Origin of the sequence: Mycoplana sp. MJR14 (assembly GCF_029210525.1) — a bacterium.
Classification (GTDB): domain Bacteria; phylum Pseudomonadota; class Alphaproteobacteria; order Rhizobiales; family Rhizobiaceae; genus Mycoplana.
In genome coordinates this window covers 535,575-551,852 of sequence record NZ_JARGEO010000002.1, presented here as the reverse complement: position 1 = coordinate 551,852, position 16,278 = coordinate 535,575, and the positions used below count along the sequence as shown (strand labels likewise).

Sequence of the window (16,278 nt, the reverse complement as noted above, 5' to 3'; positions counted from 1 at the left end):
ATCCCGCAGTCGCGCGCGTCTTTCCTGGCGCGCCCGGGTGGCCGCCGCGAACGAGAGGAGGTTGCCGTGACACTTGCAATCAACGACCTGGCGCCCGATTTCAGGGCGGAAACGACGGACGGTCCCATCCAGTTCCATGACTGGATCGGCGACAGCTGGGCGGTGCTCTTCTCCCATCCGAAGGACTTCACGCCCGTCTGCACCACCGAACTCGGTTACATGGCCCGCATCAAGCCGGAATTCGACCGCCGCGGCGTCAAGATCATCGGCCTGTCGGTCGATCCGCTCGACCGCCATTCCGGCTGGGCGAGCGACATCGAGGAGACGCAGGGCCATGCGCCCAACTTCCCGATGATCGCCGACGTGGATTTCGCCGTCTCGAAGGCCTACGGCATGCTGCCGGCCTCCGTCTCCGGCGATCCGACCGTGCGCACGCCGGCCGACAACCAGACCGTGCGCAACGTCTTCGTCATCGGCCCCGACAAGAAGATCAAGCTGATCCTCGTCTATCCGATGACCACCGGTCGCAACTTCGACGAGGTCCTGCGCGTCATCGACAGCCTGCAGCTGACCGCCAGGCACAAGGTCGCCACCCCGGTCAACTGGAAGAACGGCGAGGATGTGATCATCGCCGGCTCCGTGTCCGACGAGGACGCCCGCAAGCAGTATCCGGACGGCTGGCGTGCGCCCAAGCCCTATATCCGGATCGTGCCGCAGCCGGGGAAATAACGAAGACCGGCTTCCGATAGGCACGCATGTCGATTGGAGAGACCGATGATCTTTCGCCAGCTTTTCGACAGCGTTTCCGGCACCTACACCTACCTCATCGCCAGCCGACGCGGCGGTGAGGCCCTCATCATCGACCCCGTGCTGGAAAAGGTCGACCGCTACCTGAAGCTCGTCGAGGAACTCGACCTGAAGCTCGTCAAGGCGGTCGATACCCACCTTCATGCCGATCACGTCACCGGCCTCGGCGCCCTTCGCGACCGCACCCACTGCATCACCGTCATGGGCGAGCAGACCGCCGCCGACGTGGTGTCGATGCGGGTTGCCGAAGGCGACCGGGTCGCGATCGAGGGCTTGAGCCTCGACGTCCTCTATACGCCCGGGCACACGGACGACAGCTATTCCTTCCTGATGGACGGCCGGGTCTTCACCGGCGACACGCTCTTGATCCGCGGCACCGGGCGCACCGACTTCCAGAACGGCGACCCGAGGCAGCAATACGATTCGATCTTCAACAAGCTCCTGCGGTTGCCCGACGAGACGCTGGTCTATCCCGCCCACGACTACAAGGGCGACACCGTCTCGACCATCGGCGAGGAGAAGCATTTCAATCCGCGCCTGCGCGTCGGCTCGGTCGACGAATATGTCGAGCTGATGAACAACCTGAACCTGCCGAACCCGAAGATGATGGACGTGGCCGTGCCCGCCAACATCCGCGTCGGCCTGCATCAGGACGAGATCGCGCGCCGCGGCTGGGCGCTGACCGCAAAGGAGGCGATGGCGCTGCACGGCAATGCCGGCATCGCCCTCGTCGACCTGCGCGAGAAGAGCGAGCGCGACAAGCACGGCAGCATCCCCGGCGCGCTGCACGCCCCCTATGCCGACCTGACGGAGAACATCGGCGAGGGCGGCATCCTGCACGAGCTCGCCGCCGCCACCGGCAAGCGGATCGTCTTCTACTGCGCCTATGGCGAACGTTCGGCGATGGCGGTGGAGGCGGCGCAGGCGGCCGGTCTTCTCGGCGCCTGCCACATCGAGGGCGGCATTGCCGCCTGGAAGAAGGCGGATGGCCCGATCGTCCGCTGAGACGCGGGAACGATGCCGGCTCAGATCGCCCGGATGATCTTGCGCAGCTCCTCGTTGCGGGCGCCGAGCAGGAGCACGTTCTTCATCGCTTCCTTCGGGTCGTGGGTATGGAAGAGGACGCCGTCCTCGCCGACCTTGCGGTCGATCTCCAGCCGGCCCTCGGCCTCCGCCGGGCGGATGGCGACGGCGAAGTACATGCGCTTGAACTTCGGGCTGATGCCGGCGAAGAAGCGCTCCCCGTCGCCGATCTCCGAATAGAAGTTCGCCATGTAGAAGGACCACTGCACGTCCTCGTGCTGCGGCAGGCGGGAGTTCGACACGGTGACGTGGCAGTAGCCGAGATGCGGCATCGTGGCCAGCGTGCGGTGGAAGATCAGCTTCGGAAAGCGGATCGAGCGGTGGAAGCCGTTGATGCGCTCGTGCGTGACCGTGCCGGCCTGCTCCAGCCTGCGGCCGGTGGCCTCGGCCACCTCGCGATAGGTGAGGTAGCGCTTCTCCGTCTCGTTCCACTCGCGCCGCTCCAGCTTCCCCGTCCTCAGGAAGTCCGTGTAGGCGACCGAGCGGCCGCGCTGCGCCCGCTTGTAGGCGACGGCGTCGTAGTATCTGAATTTCGGGGCGGGAGTGGGCAGCACGGCGGGGCTCCGGAGGGCAGGGCGGTCTGGCCCGGATGATGCCCGCTTATGGTTAACGCCGCCCTTACGCCGCAGCACAGGCCTGCGGATTGACCGGCCGGAAATCCGGCCGCCGCGCGGCGGCCGGATCCGCTGGCCGCAGCGATCAGTCGCCGCCGCCCGATGCGCGCAGTTGCGCCTCGATCTTGCTGAGGTTGAACGATCCCGGCGACTGGCTCGGCGGATAGTCCTTCATCGTCTGCAGGAACTGCGCCGCCATGCCCTGGATCGGCACGATCACGAAGACGCGGTCGAGGAACCAGTCGTTGTAGGTGTTGGAGTTGTGCTGCGCCTTCTCGAACGGGTCGCGCCTGAGATTGAAGAGCAGCGGCACGCGCAGTTCGGTGAACGGCTCGCGCCAGACGCCGAAGGCCTGGCCGCGGTTCTCCAGGAACACTGCCTTCCAGTCGTCGTAGCGCGCCGCCACGACCTGCCCGTCGTCGTTGACGTACCAGAATTCGTGCCGCGGCGACTGGTCGGCCTTGCCGCTCAGGTAGTCGAGCTGGTTGTAGCCGTCGATGTAGTTGCGGTAGCTGCGGCCATTGAGCTCGACGGTGTTGGCGAGCTTCGTCTTGATGTCCGGATCGCCGGCGATCGCGGCGAAGGTCGGCAGCCAGTCCTCGTGCGCGACGATGCCGTTCAGGGTCTCTCCGGCCGGGAACCGGCCCGGCCAGCGGGCGAAGGCCGGCACGCGGTAGGCCCCCTCCCAGTTGGAGTTCTTCTCGCTGCGGAACGGCGTCGTGCCGGCGTCGGGCCAGGTGTTGTAGTGCGGGCCGTTGTCGGTGGAATAGAGCACCACCGTGTCCTGCGCGATGCCGAGGTCGTCGAGCAGCTTCAGGAGTTCGCCGACATGCATGTCGTGCTCGACCATGCCGTCATGGTACTCGTCGCCGCTCGGCCCGGAGATCCCCTTGTTCTGCTCCTTCACATGGGTACGGAAATGCATCCGTGTGCCGTTCCACCAGCAGAAGAAGGGCTTCCCCGCCTGGTTCTGCCGGGTGATGAAGTCCTTGGCGGCGGCCAGCGTCTCCTCGTCGATCGTCTCCATCCGCTTCTTCGTCAGCGGCCCGGTGTTCTCGATCTTCTGCGTGCCGTCGGGATTGGCCCAGCTGTGCAGAACGCCGCGCGGGCCGAACTGCTCGAGGAAGGTCTTGCCGTTGGCCAGGACCCGGTCGCGCGGATAGTCGCGGTTCTCCGGCTCCTCCTCGGCATTGAGGTGATAGAGGTTGCCGAGGAACTCGTCGAAGCCGTGCATCGTCGGCAGGTGTTCGTCGCGGTCGCCCTGATGGTTCTTGCCGAACTGTCCGGTCGCATAACCCTGCGCCTTGAGCACGGTGGCGACGGTCACGTCGGTCATTTGCCAGCCCTGCGCCGCGCCGGGCAGGCCGACCTTGGTCATCCCCGTGCGCACCGGCACGTTGCCGCCGAGGAAGGCGGCGCGTCCGGCGGTGCAGCTCTGCTGGCCGTAGTAGTCGGAAAACGACAGGCCCTCCGCGGCGATCCGGTCGATATTGGGCGTCCTGTAGCCCATCATCCCGCGGCTGTTGGCGGAGATGTTCCAGATGCCGATGTCGTCGCCCCAGATGACGAGGATGTTCGGCGGCCTGCCGCTCGCCGGCGCAGCCGGCTGCGTCTGGGTCTGCGTCTGGGTCTGGGCCTGGGCCGGCGACCCGGTTCCGCCGAGTGTCGAGGCGGCGGCGAGCGCGGTTCCTGCCAGAAGCAGGCTCCGTCGGCTCAGGGCCGGTTCGCTGCCTTCATGCGTGCGGCTGCTGTCGTCACATGCGCTATCGGTGGCCATGGCTCACCCTCCCGTGACAGGTCGACATTTGCTGCTGAGGATATGCTGGTTGTCGCCACAGAGGCGATTATGCGCGGAGGTGCGGGGCCCCGCCCTCCGCCGAGGTCCGGCGCGGGTAGGCCGCGCGACGTCACGCTACCACGAAACGGTTCCGGTTGCACTTGCCGAGGTGCCTGGCCGATCCCGACCTGGTCGCGGTTGTGACGCAAAGAGACTATCTGCCTCTTTTGCGGTCTTGTCGCACATTTGTTGATCTGCTGATGGTTTCCGATGAGGCAAATATTTGAAATAAAAACGTTATTTCATTGTGCATCGCAAGACGCGCACTGTCGCCAAAGCGGAAGGCGACGTCGCAATTGAGCGGCACGGCGTCCCGCCTTTCCGCTTAGATGAAGAGGCTCAAGGTGCTGCCTCTTTAGGGAGGGCGGATAATTGGGAAGCCGGTGAAAATCCGGAGCTGCCCCCGCAACGGTAAGGGAAGAAATCGCGGCAAAAGGCCACTGGAGAAGTCCGGGAAGGCGCCGCGCGGTCCGCAGAGGACATCTCCCGAGCCCGGAAACCAGCCTTGGAGAGAGATGACGTGACTGGCTGCGGCGGGCAGCCGGGGCGCTGCGAAGTCGTGTCTTCACGACGGTCGCGACTGCCCATGCCCGCTTCGGACGAGCAAATGCTTTTTGAGGAAGCGGCAATGGACATTCGCAGCGACGTACTTCGCAAGATCAGGAACCGGCGCGAGGGCTACAGCCTCGATCAGGCGTTCTACATCGACCAGGACCACTACAAGCTCGATCTGGAGACGATCTGGTATCGCGACTGGCTGTTCGTCGGCCACGACTGCGAGATCCCGCGGGCCGGCAACTACTTCACCCTGCAGGTCGGCGACTACCCGCTCGTCGTCACCCGCGACCGCCAGGGCGTCATCCGCGCGCTGCACAATTCCTGTCGCCACCGCGGTTCGCGCGTCTGCACCCAGCACAAGGGGGCGTCCGCCAAGCTCGTCTGTCCCTACCACCAGTGGACCTACGAGCTCGACGGCACGCTGCTCTTCGCCCGCCACATGGCCGAAGACTTCGACAAGAGCCAGCACGGCCTGAAACCCGTCCATTGCGAGACGGTCGGCGGCTACATCTTCATCTGCCTCGCCGACGAGGCGCCGGACTTCGCGCCCTATCGGGAACTCGCCGAGCCCTATCTCGTCCGCCATCGCCTCGGCGAGACCAAGGTCGCCTTCGAGAGCACCATCGTCGAGAAGGGCAACTGGAAGCTCGTCTGGGAGAACAACCGCGAGTGCTATCACTGCGCGGCCAACCATCCCGAGCTCTGCCGCACCTATCCCGAGGCGCCGAGCGCCACCGGCGTGCAGGGCGCCAAGGACGATCCGGTGATCGCCGCCCACTGGGCGAAATGCGAGGCCTCCGGCCTGCCGAGCGAGTTCCGCATGTCGCCCTCCGGCCAGTTCCGCCTCGCCCGCATGCCGCTGATCGACGATGCCGAGAGCTACACCATGTCGGGTGCCCGCGCCGTCCGCCGGCCGCTGTCCGGCGACGTGCAGGAGAGCCACATCGGCACGCTTCTGATGTTCCACTACCCGACGACCTGGAACCATGTGCTGGCCGACCATGCCATCACCTTCCGCGTCCTGCCGCTCGGCCCCGAGCTGACGCAGGTGACGACCAAGTGGCTCGTCAACAAGGACGCCGTCGAGGGCGTGGACTATTCGCTCGACGAACTGACCCACGTCTGGACCGAGACCAACGACCAGGACCGCCGGATCGTCGAGGAGAACGCCTTCGGCATCCGCTCGCCCGCCTACGAGCCCGGCCCCTATTCGCCGGTCGACGAGGGCGGCGTGATGCAGTTCGTCGAATGGTACTGCACCTTCATGGAGCAGCGCCTGCAGGGCGACAAGCAGCCTCTGATCCGGGTGGCCTAAGATGACGATCGCAAGCCAGTTCCGGCACTTCGACGAGCTCCAGCCCTGGAACGACCGCCAGCACCTGCTGGAGTGCATCGCGGTCACGGCCGAGACGGCCGACGTGATGACCTTCACCTTCCGCTCCGACCGCGAGAACTGGTTCCGCTACCTGCCCGGCCAGTTCGTGACGCTGGAGCTGCCGGTGACGCCGGACGATCCGGTGATGCGCACCTATACGCTGTCCTCGACCCCGTCGCGGCCGTTTTCGGTGGCCGTCACCGTCAAGGCGCAGAAGGACAGCATCGGCACCCGCTGGATGTTCGATCACCTGAAGCCCGGCATGCAGCTGAAGGCCTTCGGTCCGCTCGGCGACTTCTCCTTCGTCCGCCATCCGGGGGAGAAGTACCTGTTCATCTCCGCCGGCTCGGGCGTCACGCCGATGATGTCGATGACGCGCTGGATGGCCGATTGCGCGCCGCAGACCGACGTTGCCTTCGTCTCCTGCGCGCGCACCCCGGACGACATCCTGTTTCGCAACGAGCTCGAATGCCTGTCGGCGCAGATGCCGAACCTGGCGCTCGGCTTCGTCGTCGAAGGCCGCAATCCGCGCGACGGCTGGCACGGCCTGCGCGGCCGCATCGACGGCGCGCGGCTTGCGCTGCTGGCCCCGGACTTCCGCGACCGCACCGTCTTCTGCTGCGGTCCGGAGCCGTTCATGCGCGGCGTGCGCGACATGCTCAAGGTCTGCGGCTTCGACATGGCCCGCTACCACGAGGAGAGCTTCCAGCCGGCCGCAGCCCCGGCCGCCGAGGAGCTCGCCGTGCGCGCCGGCCCCGGCGAGGCGGATGCCGCAGCCGTCGCCACCGTCACCTTCACCATGGCCGGCAAGGAGGCGTCCTGCCCGCCCGGCCAGACCATCCTGCAGACCGCCCGTTCCGCCGGCGTGCGCATCGGGGCTGCCTGCGAGGGCGGCCTCTGCGGCACCTGCCGCGTCATGAAGGTCTCCGGCGAAGTCGAGATGAACCACAACGGCGGCATCCTCGACGACGAGATCGCCGAAGGCTACATCCTCGCCTGCTGCTCCCGCCCGATCGGCGACGTGCAGATCGAGGCTTGAGGCCGTATCAATGGCGGGCGGGCGGCGCCGTTGTCGCTTTCCCGCCACCCGGGACCCCGTCATGCCGGACCAGATCCGGCATCCACCCGCGCACGTCCTTGCGCGATAAAGCACGTTTTGCGTCGCGGACGCGTCGCCGCCGCAAAGCGCGCCCCCTTCAGAACAGGAAGTCGCCCTTGTCGAGGTGGGCGATGCTGACGTCCTGCAGCACGATTTTGTCGCCGTTCCGGCCGTCGATATGGACGTCGGCGCCGACCTGCTGCAGGTGGTTCTTCGTCAGGTCGACATAGCTCGCAATGCTGTCGAGCGAGGAGAGATCGAGCACGTCGTGGCTCGTTCCGCCCGCCGTGAAGTCGGTGATCGTGTCGCGGCCGTCGCCCTTGGCGAAGACGAAATGGTCCGCACCCTTGCCGCCGCCAACGATGTCGTTGCCGCGGTGGCCCCAGAGCATGTCGTCGCCGGCGCCGCCCTTGATCGTGTTCCTGCCGCCGTTGCCGTGGATCTGGTTGGCGAGCCCGTTGCCGGTCGCGCCGGTGTTGGAAGATCCGGTCAGGGTCAGGTGCTCGACATTGGCGCCGAGTGCGAGGCTGACGCTCGCCTTGACGAGATCCGTGCCCTCCTTCGCCAGTTCAACGATCTTCGTCGCAGCGTCGCTGACCACATAGACGTCGTTGCCCCTGCCGCCCTTGACGCTGCCGGTGACCTTGCCGTCGGTGCCGTCGAAATAGTCGTTGCCGGCGCCGAGGATGATCGCGCCCTTGATCGTGCCGCTGTTGAACACGGACTGGACGCCGCTGCCGCCGAGGAAGGCCGTGCCGGTGCCCTGCAGGAGGCCAAAATTGTGGAAGCGCGCGGCGGCGGCGCCGGAAAAGTCGATCGCCGCGATCGCTGCCTTCGTCGCCGTGATCGTGCCGTAGTTGCTGACGGTGGAGCCGCTGCCGTCGACCTCGACGCCGCCGGCGGCCGTGATCGTCTTGTTGTTGGTGACGATCGCCTTGTCGGCATCGACGGAGATGCCGTAGGCGGACGATCTGACAAGGCCGTTGTTGGTGACCTTGCCGTTGTCGCCGGTCAGGACGACGGCGTCGGCCACGGCCTTCACGGTGCCGTCGTTGTTGGTGATGATCGCGCCGGCGCCGCTGGCAAGGATCGCCGATCCCTTCGTCGACGACACGAGGCCGTCCGTGGTGATCGTCACCGATCTGCCGGACGAGACGATCGTGTCCAGCAGGCTTTCGAGCGTGCCGTGGTTGGTCACGATCGCGGCATTGCCCGAGGTGACGACGGCATGCGCCCTGGTCGAAAGCGTTTCGCCGTTGTTCGTCAGGTTCACCGATCCGCCGGCAAGGACGAGCGCGTTCGCCGCAGCCGAGATCGATCCGTTGTTGATCAGCGTCTCGCCTTTTCCGCTCGCCTTGACGGCGACGCCCGCCGAGGAGGCGAGCAGGCCGTTGTTGGTGACCTTCGTCGCCGCGCCGCCGATCGAGAGCGTGGTCTGCCCGGCCTCGATCGTGCCGTGGTTGACGAGTTCGAGGCCGCCGCTGCGGATCTCCATCCCGCCCGAAGTGCCGTGGATCCTGCCCGTCTTGCCGACGACGAACAGGCTGTCGCTGTCGGCGACGCCGCTGTCGCCGAATGTCACGGCAAAGCCGGAGCCGGCAAGAAGTTCGCCGTTGATGTAGAAGGCGCAGTCGGTCGCTGCGCCGGTGGCGATCAGGCTGGTCGACGCGGTGGAGATGTGCACGCCGGCATCGACGACGAGCTCCGTATCGCTCGCGCGTACGGAGACGGGGGTCGTGCGGTCGCTGGTGACTACGATCTTCTGCGTCATCTGCTCGTCATGTGCAGGGGCGATGCCGCCTGTCTATACCGATTTGCTGTCTATACCGATTTGCTGAACGAAGGATGGAAATCTGCCGCACGGCGCGCGATTTCGCGACCGGCGCCAGGCATCCTTGCCCGGCGCGCGCCGCAAGGGCAATCACGAGGTCTGGCCAGCTCTGCAAGGTGTGGCGATGTTGGCGGGCAGGTGCGGGAAGGCAGAAGGGGCGGAGCCCCCGGTCACGGCGTGGCGAGCGTCGGGGCGGCGGTGGGCGCGGACGACACGCGGCTGTCGGCCATCTGGGGCGGTGCGGCAGGGGCTGCAGCGGCGGCAGGGGCTGCAGCGGCAGCGGCTGCAGGGCTGGCCGGGGCGGGGTTGCGGACCACAACGGTCGCTTCCGCCGACGCGAGCAGGCCGGCATAGGACGCCGCCACGGCTTTTACGGGCAGGGACTTGGGCTCGTCCGCGGCGGCACCCCGGGCGATCGAGGCCGTCATGACGTCGTCGAGCGGCATCTTGCCGTTCTCGAACGGCTTCTCGGGCAGGAGGTCCCCGAAGGCCCAGATCTTCGTCAGCGTCGCCCGATCCATCGGCGCCACGTTGACGTCGATGTCGTTGAGGGTTCCCTTCACCCGGTAGGGGCAGCGGCGCTTGTTGCAGTTGGCCGCGGCGGAGAACTGCCAGAGCGCGTAGTTGTCCCAGTTGCCCATCGGGAAGACCTTGCGGATGCCGGGCTTGTAGCGGGCATACCAGAGCGGCAGGCGGGACAGGATGCGGTATTTGTGGCGGTTGGCCGCGATGTGCCTGGCGGTGGAATGGTTGGTGTAGAGCACCGGATACCGCCCCGTGCGCGCCCTGATATGGCCGGCGAAGACCTGCGCATCCTCGAGCGACATGAATTTCTTCGGATCGATCGCCTCGATGTCGAGCACCATCAGCTCGTCGGGCCGGGGCCGCGCGTAGTCGAGAAAGTGGTTGGCCTGGTCGACCGGGTTGCCGGGCCTGGCCAGATGATAGGCGCCCCAGAGCAGGCCGTGCGCCCGGGCCAGCAGCCGCCGTGTCTCGTAGAGCTCGCGGCTGACGGCGTATTTGCGCCACATGGTCTTGCAGTGGGCGACCGTGTCGCCGTCGTGCTCGCCTTTGCAGTCGAAACTTTCCGGAAGGCCATCGGAGGCCTTGGAGATGAAGCCTGCGATGCGCTTGTCGGTCAGCATCACCGGCCAGTCGATCTCGTTCATCTCGTAGGCGTCGATGACGATCGCCTTTTCCTTGTCCCGCCACGGCTCGACGTCCGCGGCAGCGCCCGTCCCCGGCGCGGTCAGAAAAAGCACGAGGCCGGCCAGAAGCGCCGGCAGTCCGGTCCTACCCGTCATGTACTCCGCTCCGCCAACAACCTCCGAACCCCGAATTGTGTGCGGCCATGGTTACCGCGCCGTTAACGGCCACGCCCGGTTGGATTTTTCACATGTTCACGAAACTTTTGCCACTTTCTTGCGTTTCACCCCGCAATGCAGTCATACCGAAATCCATAGGAGGAATGCCGGAAATGCTCGGTACCAGATCCATCGCCATCGCCCTGTCCATGCTCTTCGCCGTCAGCCCCATCCTGCCCGCCACCGGTCAGGCCATGCCGAAGATGGCTGTCCAGCCGGTCCAGGCAGGCGAAGCCGGCGTCGACCTCGTTCGCTGCGAGGGGCGGCATTGCCGCGACTTCCGCCACGATCGCCGTGAGGCGCGCCGCGACTACAATCGTGGTTACCGCCACGGCTACTACAACGGCCACCGCGGCTATCGTTACGCCCGACCGGGTTACCGCTACCACGACGGCTACTGGTTCCCGCTGGCCGCCTTCGCCACCGGCGCCATCATCGGCGGAGCGATCGCCGCCCCGCGTGCCCCGGTCTATTCGGGCGGCGGCAGCGCCCACACCCAGTGGTGCTACAGCCGCTATCGCTCCTACAGGGCTTTCGACAACACGTTCCAGCCCTATAGCGGTCCGCGCCAGCAGTGCTATTCGCCCTATGGCTGATCGGCGCGCTCCGGCTGCAGGTCGGGCACATGCGTCATGAATTTCGCGCGCTCCGGGACCGGTGTCCCGGGGCGTTTTCGTTGCATGCTGGCTGGTTCGACGATTCCCTCTCGCGATTCAGTTGGGTCTAATGTACACGCCTGACCGGGGTTGGGAAGGGGTTTTGAGCCCTCCCGCGCCACTTCGAAGGGGCCGTCGGACACAGGAATTCGGCCGGTCATTCGCGATTGACGTTTACGTAAAAATAAATAATCTTCCGCGCATTGCACCGGACAGCCGTCATCCATGACGGACGGCGACGGTGGGGAATGGGAGGATCACATGTACAAGGCTCCGGTGGACGAGATCGCGTTCACCCTTCGCCACGTTGCCGGCCTATCTGCCGCCATGGCCGAGGGCCGTCTCGACGGTCTCACCGACGACCTCGTCGAGGCGATCCTGGTCGAGGCCGGGCGCTTTGCCTCCGATGAGATCGCCCCGCTGGCCGAGATCGGCGACCGCCGCGGCGCGGTGCTCGAGGATGGGCAGGTCCGGACCCCGGAAGGCTGGGCGGCGCTCTACAGGGCCTGGGCCGCGGGCGGATGGAATTCGCTGACCGCGTCGGCGGAGTTCGGCGGCCAGGGCCTGCCGCACATGCTGCACGTCGCGACGATGGAGATGTGGAACAGCGGCTCGATGGCCTTTGCGATCGGCCCGACGCTGACGATCGGTGCGGTCGAGGCGCTGGCGGCCCATGGCGCCGAGGCGCTCAAGCGCACCTACCTGCCGAAGATGGTGTCCGGCGAGTGGATGGGGTCGATGAACCTCACCGAGCCGCATGCAGGCTCGGACCTCGGCGTGATGAAGACGCGGGCGGAGCGGCGCGGCGACGGCACCTACCGCATCTTCGGCCAGAAGATCTTCATCACCTACGGCGAGCACGACTTCACCGACAACATCGTCCACCTGGTGCTGGCGCGCCTGCCGGATGCGCCGGCCGGGACCCGCGGCATCTCGCTGTTCCTGGTGCCGAAGTTCCTCGTCGACGCCGATGGTTCGCTCGGCGCCCGCAACGACGTCTACTGCCACTCCATCGAGCACAAGCTCGGCATCCACGGCTCGCCCACCTGCACGATGATCTACGGCGACGGCCGCTTCGGCGACGAGCCCGGCGCGATCGGCTGGCTGGTCGGCGAGGAGAACAGGGGGCTCGCCTGCATGTTCACGATGATGAACAACGCCCGGCTCGCCGTCGGCATGCAGGGGGTGGCGATCGCCGAGGCCGCCACCCAGAAGGCGCTTGCCTATGCCAGGGAGCGGACCCAGGGCCGGGCGCCGGGGTGGCAGGGTTCGGGCATGAGCCCGATCATCGAGCATCCCGACGTCGCCCGCATGCTCCTGACGATGAAGGCGCTGACGCAGGGCGTGCGCGCCATCACCTATGCCTGCGCCCATGCGGTCGACATGGCCCATGCGACAAAGGGCGACGAGGCCCGCCACTGGGCCGAGCGCGCGAGCCTCCTGACCCCGATCGCCAAGAGCTTCGCCACCGATGCCGGCGTCGACGTCGCCTCGCTCGGCGTGCAGGTGCACGGCGGCATGGGCTTCATCGAGGAGACGGGGGCCGCCCGCCTCTATCGCGATGCCCGCATCGCCCCGATCTACGAAGGCACGAACGGCATCCAGGCGATCGACCTCGTCACCCGCAAGTTGCCGCTGTCGGAGGGTGCGCAGCTGCGCGGCTTCGTCGCCGAGTTGCGCGCGATCGCCGAGGCCGTCCGCGCCTCGAACGACCCGGCCTTCGGCGAGACCGCCGAGCGGCTGGAGGCGAGCCTGGCCGATCTGGAATCGGCCACCGAATGGCTCGACAGGGCGATGGCCGAAGGGCGGCAGGCGGAAGCGCTGGCCGGGGCCACGCCCTACCAGCGGTTGTTCGGCCTGGCCCTGACCGGCGCCTATCTCGCCAGGGGCGGGCTCGCCGACGCCGGCGACGGCCGCCGCGACGAGCGCGTCGCGCTCTGCCGCTTCGCCGCCGAGAACATGCTGGCCGAGACCGCCGCCCTGAAGGACCGCGTCGTCCGCGGCGCCCCCAGCCTGGCGGCCGCCCGCGCGGCACTGGGCTAGGCGGCGAGGAGGTACCCCCCCGCGCGCTGGATCGGTCGCTGCAGTTCACTGACCCTCGTGTGACCGGAGGGGAGAGAAAGGCAGACCGCCCTCACGGGAGGTGGGCGCGCATCGCAGCGGCGGAGCCGCACCCTCCCCCTTGAGGGGGAGGGTCGGCGCGAAGCGCCGGGGTGGGGTGATTTTGCCGCCATGGCCGCACGGTGGCGGTGACAGGTCGCGCGATGCCGGCGGCAGCGCCTGCCGCGGTCACACCCACCTGCAGCTTCGCTGCCCCACCGAGGGGGAGGCGGCGCGGCTACACGGAACGATACGCCAGGCGCGATTTGCGCCCGCGAAGAAAGGAAAGACATGAGCGATCACATCCTGATCGAGCGGCCGCAATCCGCTCCCGGCGTGCAGGTGATCCGGCTGAACCGGCCGGAGAAGAAGAACGCCATCACCCGCGCCATGTACCAGACGCTGACCGATGCAATGCGCAGCGCCGACGTCGATCCGGCGGTGCGCGCCACCCTGCTGCTCGGTTCGGAGGGCTGCTTTTCCGCCGGCAACGACATGGCCGATTTCCTCGCCGTCGCCATGGGCGGCACGATGGGCCGGGAAGTGGTCGACTTCCTCCATGCGCTCGCCGCGCACAACAAGCCGATCGTCTCCGGCGTCGACGGCCTGGCGATCGGCATCGGCACGACGATCCACCTGCACTGCGACATGACGGTCGCCTCGCCGCGGTCGGTCTTCCGGACACCCTTCGTCGATCTGGCGCTGGTGCCGGAGGCCGCATCCAGCCTGATCGCGCCGCGGCTGATGGGCCACCAGCGCGCCTTCGCGCTGCTCGTCGCCGGCGAGGCCTTCACCGCCGAGGCGGCGCATGCGGCCGGTCTCGTCTGGAAGGTGGCCGAGGCGGCCGAGGCGGAGGCGCTGGCCATCGCGACCAGCCTGGCCGCCAAGCCGCCCGAGGCCCTGCGGGCCGCGCGCGACCTGATGCGCGGCGACCGGGAGGAGGTCGCCGGCCGGATCGACGAGGAGGCGCACCAGTTCTCTGTCCGGCTGCGCAGCGCCGAGGCCCGCGCCGCCTTCGAGGCCTTTATGGCGCGGAAGTGACCGGCGCGGTCCCCACCCTCCGACATTTCGGCGGGCTGCCGTCAGCGGCGGCGGTTCAGCCGAAATAGCCTGCCGTCGCGATATCCTCGATCAGGCCCGCTTCCCGCGGCGCCCAGCCGAGCAGGGCGCGGGTGTGGGCGCTCGAGGCCGGTACGTCCATCTCGGCGAAATGGGCAAACCAGGTGAAGTGTGCGGCCGCCTCCTCGCCGGACTTTGCCACCACGGGCAGGTTCAGGCCGCGCCCTATCGTCTCCGCGATCTTTCTGAACGGCACGCTCTCCTCGTCGATCGCATGGTAGGGACCGCCGCTGCCGCCGTGCTCGATCGCCAGGCGAAAGACCCGGGCGGCATCGCGCCGGTGGACGGCCGCCCAGCGGTTGGAGGCGTCGCCGATATAGGCCGACACGCCGGTCTCGCGGGCGAGCCGGATCAGGAACGGTACGAAGCCGTGGTCGCCGGCGCCGTGCACCGACGGCGGCAGGCGCACGACCGCAGCCCGCACCCCGCGCGCGGCGAGCGCGGCCGCCGCCGCCTCCGAGGCGCGGGGATAGGCGGCGCTGGCAGCCGGTGGCCGGTCGGCCTCGACGGCGAGGCGGCCGGGCGCCAGCCGCGCCAGGCCCGAGGTGACGAGCAGAGGGCGATCGCTGCCTTCCAGCGTCGACCCGAGCGCCTCGATCGCCTGCATGTCCACCCGGCTGTTTTCCGCGAATTTCGAGAAATCGTGGTCGAAGGCCGTATGGATCACGCCATCGACCGCGGCGGCCGCGCGGCGCAGGCCGTCGGGATCGCGCAGGTCGCCATGGTGGACTTCGGCGCCGGCCGCCGAAAGCGTGGCAGCGCCCGCTTCCGAGCGGGCGAGGCCGACGACGCGGTGGCCCGCGCCGATCAGGTCCGCGACGACGGCCGAGCCGACGAAACCGGTCGCACCGGTAACAAGAATGCGCATGTGAATGTCTCCGTCTTGATGATGGAGACACTCATGGCAGATGTGATATGCTGGTAAAGTAGTGACTTTATCATGGTATAATAACCAACAGGATCGCAGGCCGTGACGACCGAAAACCAGCTCGGGCTCTACCTCAAGGATCGCCGCGCAAGGCTCGACCCCAAGGCCTTCGGCCTGTCGGGGCGAAGGCGCACGCCCGGCCTGCGCCGGGAAGAGGTGGCCCAGCGCGCCAACATCAGCGCCACCTGGTACACCTGGCTGGAGCAGGGCCGCGGCGGCGCGCCGTCGGCCGACGTGCTCGACCGCATCGCCCGCGCCCTGATGCTGACCGATGCCGAGCGCGAGCATCTGTTCCTGGTCGGGCTCGGGCGCCAGCCCGAGGTCCGCTACGCGGCGGCCGAAGGGGTCACGCCGCGGCTGCAGCGCGTGCTCGACGCGTTCGAGCTGAGCCCGGCACTGGTGAAGACGCCGACCTGGGACGTCGTCGCCTGGAACCGGGCGGCCGCGGTCGTGCTCACCGACTACGGCGCGCTGCCGCCGGAGGCGCGCAATATCCTCCGCCTTATCTTCCTCGATCCCCGCGTGCGGGCGGCGCAGTTCGACTGGCAGGGCGTTGCCCGTTTCGTCGTGGCCGCATTCCGCGCCGACGTCGCGCGCGCCGGCGCGGCGGCAAAGGCCGAGGCGCTGGTGGAGGAACTCTGCCGGTCGAGCCCCGAGTTCGCGGCCATGTGGCGCGACAACGACGTGCGCCGATATGGCGAGGGCCTCAAGCAGTTGCATCACCCGGCGGCCGGCCCGATCGCCTTCGAATATTCCGCCTTTTCGGTCGACGGCCGCCCCGATCTCGGCATGGTCGTCTACAATCCGGCGACGGCGGAAGATGCCGAGCGGGTCAGGGCGCTGATCGACGGCAGCCGCATCGCGCCCCGCGCCGAACGGTGACCGGCAGGGGCCGCCGGTGTTCCAC

General features: G+C 67.7%; 13 protein-coding genes and 1 riboswitch. Of the genes, 8 read left to right on the top strand and 5 right to left on the bottom strand.

The window, feature by feature from the left end; translation table 11 throughout:
* The first annotated feature begins 66 nt into the window (after nucleotides 1-66).
* Together P0086_RS06920 and P0086_RS06915 are read left to right on the top strand one after the other, a co-directional pair.
* Nucleotides 67-729, top strand: coding sequence for a peroxiredoxin (locus tag P0086_RS06920; RefSeq protein ID WP_275783878.1), 663 nt, complete (start codon nucleotides 67-69; stop codon nucleotides 727-729).
* 45 nt (nucleotides 730-774) lie between these two features.
* Nucleotides 775-1,812 carry an MBL fold metallo-hydrolase gene (locus P0086_RS06915; RefSeq protein WP_112606288.1) on the top strand — a complete coding sequence of 346 codons (1,038 nt, stop codon included), beginning with the start codon at nucleotides 775-777 and terminating at the stop codon, nucleotides 1,810-1,812.
* 20 nt (nucleotides 1,813-1,832) lie between these two features.
* Here P0086_RS06915 and P0086_RS06910 read toward each other — a convergent pair whose 3' ends face one another.
* Entirely contained in the window at nucleotides 1,833-2,444 is a 612-nt protein-coding gene (locus P0086_RS06910; RefSeq protein WP_275783875.1) for a DUF6656 family protein, read from the bottom strand.
* Nucleotides 2,445-2,589: 145 nt separating this feature from the next.
* Nucleotides 2,590-4,281 carry an arylsulfatase gene (locus tag P0086_RS06905; RefSeq protein WP_275783872.1) on the bottom strand — a complete coding sequence of 564 codons (1,692 nt, stop codon included), beginning with the start codon at nucleotides 4,279-4,281 and terminating at the stop codon, nucleotides 2,590-2,592.
* A gap of 385 nt (nucleotides 4,282-4,666) precedes the next feature.
* A riboswitch (cobalamin riboswitch) is annotated at nucleotides 4,667-4,864 on the top strand.
* A gap of 105 nt (nucleotides 4,865-4,969) precedes the next feature.
* On the opposite strand from P0086_RS06905, the gene P0086_RS06900 reads away from it, so the two are divergent.
* Together P0086_RS06900 and P0086_RS06895 are read left to right on the top strand one after the other, a co-directional pair.
* On the top strand, nucleotides 4,970-6,214 hold the full coding sequence (locus tag P0086_RS06900; RefSeq protein WP_275783870.1) for an aromatic ring-hydroxylating dioxygenase subunit alpha: 1,245 nt from the start codon (nucleotides 4,970-4,972) through the stop codon (nucleotides 6,212-6,214).
* Nucleotide 6,215: 1 nt separating this feature from the next.
* Entirely contained in the window at nucleotides 6,216-7,313 is a 1,098-nt protein-coding gene (locus P0086_RS06895) for a hybrid-cluster NAD(P)-dependent oxidoreductase (RefSeq protein WP_275783867.1), read from the top strand.
* Nucleotides 7,314-7,470: 157 nt separating this feature from the next.
* Here P0086_RS06895 and P0086_RS06890 read toward each other — a convergent pair whose 3' ends face one another.
* Both P0086_RS06890 and P0086_RS06885 read right to left on the bottom strand, forming a co-directional pair.
* Nucleotides 7,471-9,144: a hypothetical protein gene (locus P0086_RS06890; protein ID WP_275783865.1), complete on the bottom strand. Its 1,674-nt coding sequence runs from the start codon at nucleotides 9,142-9,144 to the stop codon at nucleotides 7,471-7,473.
* Between the two features lie 230 nt (nucleotides 9,145-9,374).
* Complete coding sequence (locus tag P0086_RS06885) at nucleotides 9,375-10,508, bottom strand: GH25 family lysozyme (RefSeq protein ID WP_275783863.1); 1,134 nt, start codon at nucleotides 10,506-10,508, stop codon at nucleotides 9,375-9,377.
* Nucleotides 10,509-10,681: 173 nt separating this feature from the next.
* Here P0086_RS06885 and P0086_RS06880 point away from each other — a divergent pair, with 173 nt between their 5' ends.
* The 3 genes from P0086_RS06880 to P0086_RS06870 all read left to right on the top strand — a co-directional run bounded on the left by P0086_RS06880 (nucleotide 10,682) and on the right by P0086_RS06870 (nucleotide 14,365).
* Nucleotides 10,682-11,164, top strand: coding sequence for a BA14K family protein (locus tag P0086_RS06880; protein ID WP_112615346.1), 483 nt, complete (start codon nucleotides 10,682-10,684; stop codon nucleotides 11,162-11,164).
* A 321-nt stretch (nucleotides 11,165-11,485) separates the two neighbouring features.
* Nucleotides 11,486-13,267, top strand: a complete 1,782-nt coding sequence (locus P0086_RS06875; RefSeq protein ID WP_275783859.1) for an acyl-CoA dehydrogenase — start codon at nucleotides 11,486-11,488, stop codon at nucleotides 13,265-13,267.
* Nucleotides 13,268-13,615: 348 nt separating this feature from the next.
* A complete protein-coding gene (locus P0086_RS06870) occupies nucleotides 13,616-14,365 on the top strand; it encodes a crotonase/enoyl-CoA hydratase family protein (protein WP_112593503.1) in 750 nt (249 codons plus the stop codon).
* Nucleotides 14,366-14,420: 55 nt separating this feature from the next.
* On the opposite strand, the gene P0086_RS06865 is transcribed toward P0086_RS06870, so the two are convergent.
* Complete coding sequence (locus P0086_RS06865) at nucleotides 14,421-15,311, bottom strand: SDR family oxidoreductase (RefSeq protein ID WP_275783856.1); 891 nt, start codon at nucleotides 15,309-15,311, stop codon at nucleotides 14,421-14,423.
* 102 nt (nucleotides 15,312-15,413) lie between these two features.
* Between P0086_RS06865 and P0086_RS06860 the strand changes: the two genes are divergently transcribed.
* Nucleotides 15,414-16,253 carry a helix-turn-helix transcriptional regulator gene (locus P0086_RS06860; RefSeq protein WP_112615338.1) on the top strand — a complete coding sequence of 280 codons (840 nt, stop codon included), beginning with the start codon at nucleotides 15,414-15,416 and terminating at the stop codon, nucleotides 16,251-16,253.
* The last annotated feature ends 25 nt before the right edge of the window (nucleotides 16,254-16,278 follow it).

Excerpts from the sequence above, each read along its gene's own strand:
- P0086_RS06915 (WP_112606288.1), top strand. The coding sequence starts at position 775 with ATGATCTTTCGCCAGCTTTTCGACAGCGTTTCCGGCACCTACACCTAC.
- P0086_RS06905 (WP_275783872.1), bottom strand. The coding sequence starts at position 4,281 with ATGGCCACCGATAGCGCATGTGACGACAGCAGCCGCACGCATGAAGGC.
- P0086_RS06900 (WP_275783870.1), top strand. The coding sequence starts at position 4,970 with ATGGACATTCGCAGCGACGTACTTCGCAAGATCAGGAACCGGCGCGAG.
- P0086_RS06895 (WP_275783867.1), top strand. The coding sequence starts at position 6,216 with ATGACGATCGCAAGCCAGTTCCGGCACTTCGACGAGCTCCAGCCCTGG.
- P0086_RS06890 (WP_275783865.1), bottom strand. The coding sequence starts at position 9,144 with ATGACGCAGAAGATCGTAGTCACCAGCGACCGCACGACCCCCGTCTCC.
- P0086_RS06885 (WP_275783863.1), bottom strand. The coding sequence starts at position 10,508 with ATGACGGGTAGGACCGGACTGCCGGCGCTTCTGGCCGGCCTCGTGCTT.
- P0086_RS06880 (WP_112615346.1), top strand. The coding sequence starts at position 10,682 with ATGCTCGGTACCAGATCCATCGCCATCGCCCTGTCCATGCTCTTCGCC.
- P0086_RS06875 (WP_275783859.1), top strand. The coding sequence starts at position 11,486 with ATGTACAAGGCTCCGGTGGACGAGATCGCGTTCACCCTTCGCCACGTT.
- P0086_RS06870 (WP_112593503.1), top strand. The coding sequence starts at position 13,616 with ATGAGCGATCACATCCTGATCGAGCGGCCGCAATCCGCTCCCGGCGTG.
- P0086_RS06865 (WP_275783856.1), bottom strand. The coding sequence starts at position 15,311 with ATGCGCATTCTTGTTACCGGTGCGACCGGTTTCGTCGGCTCGGCCGTC.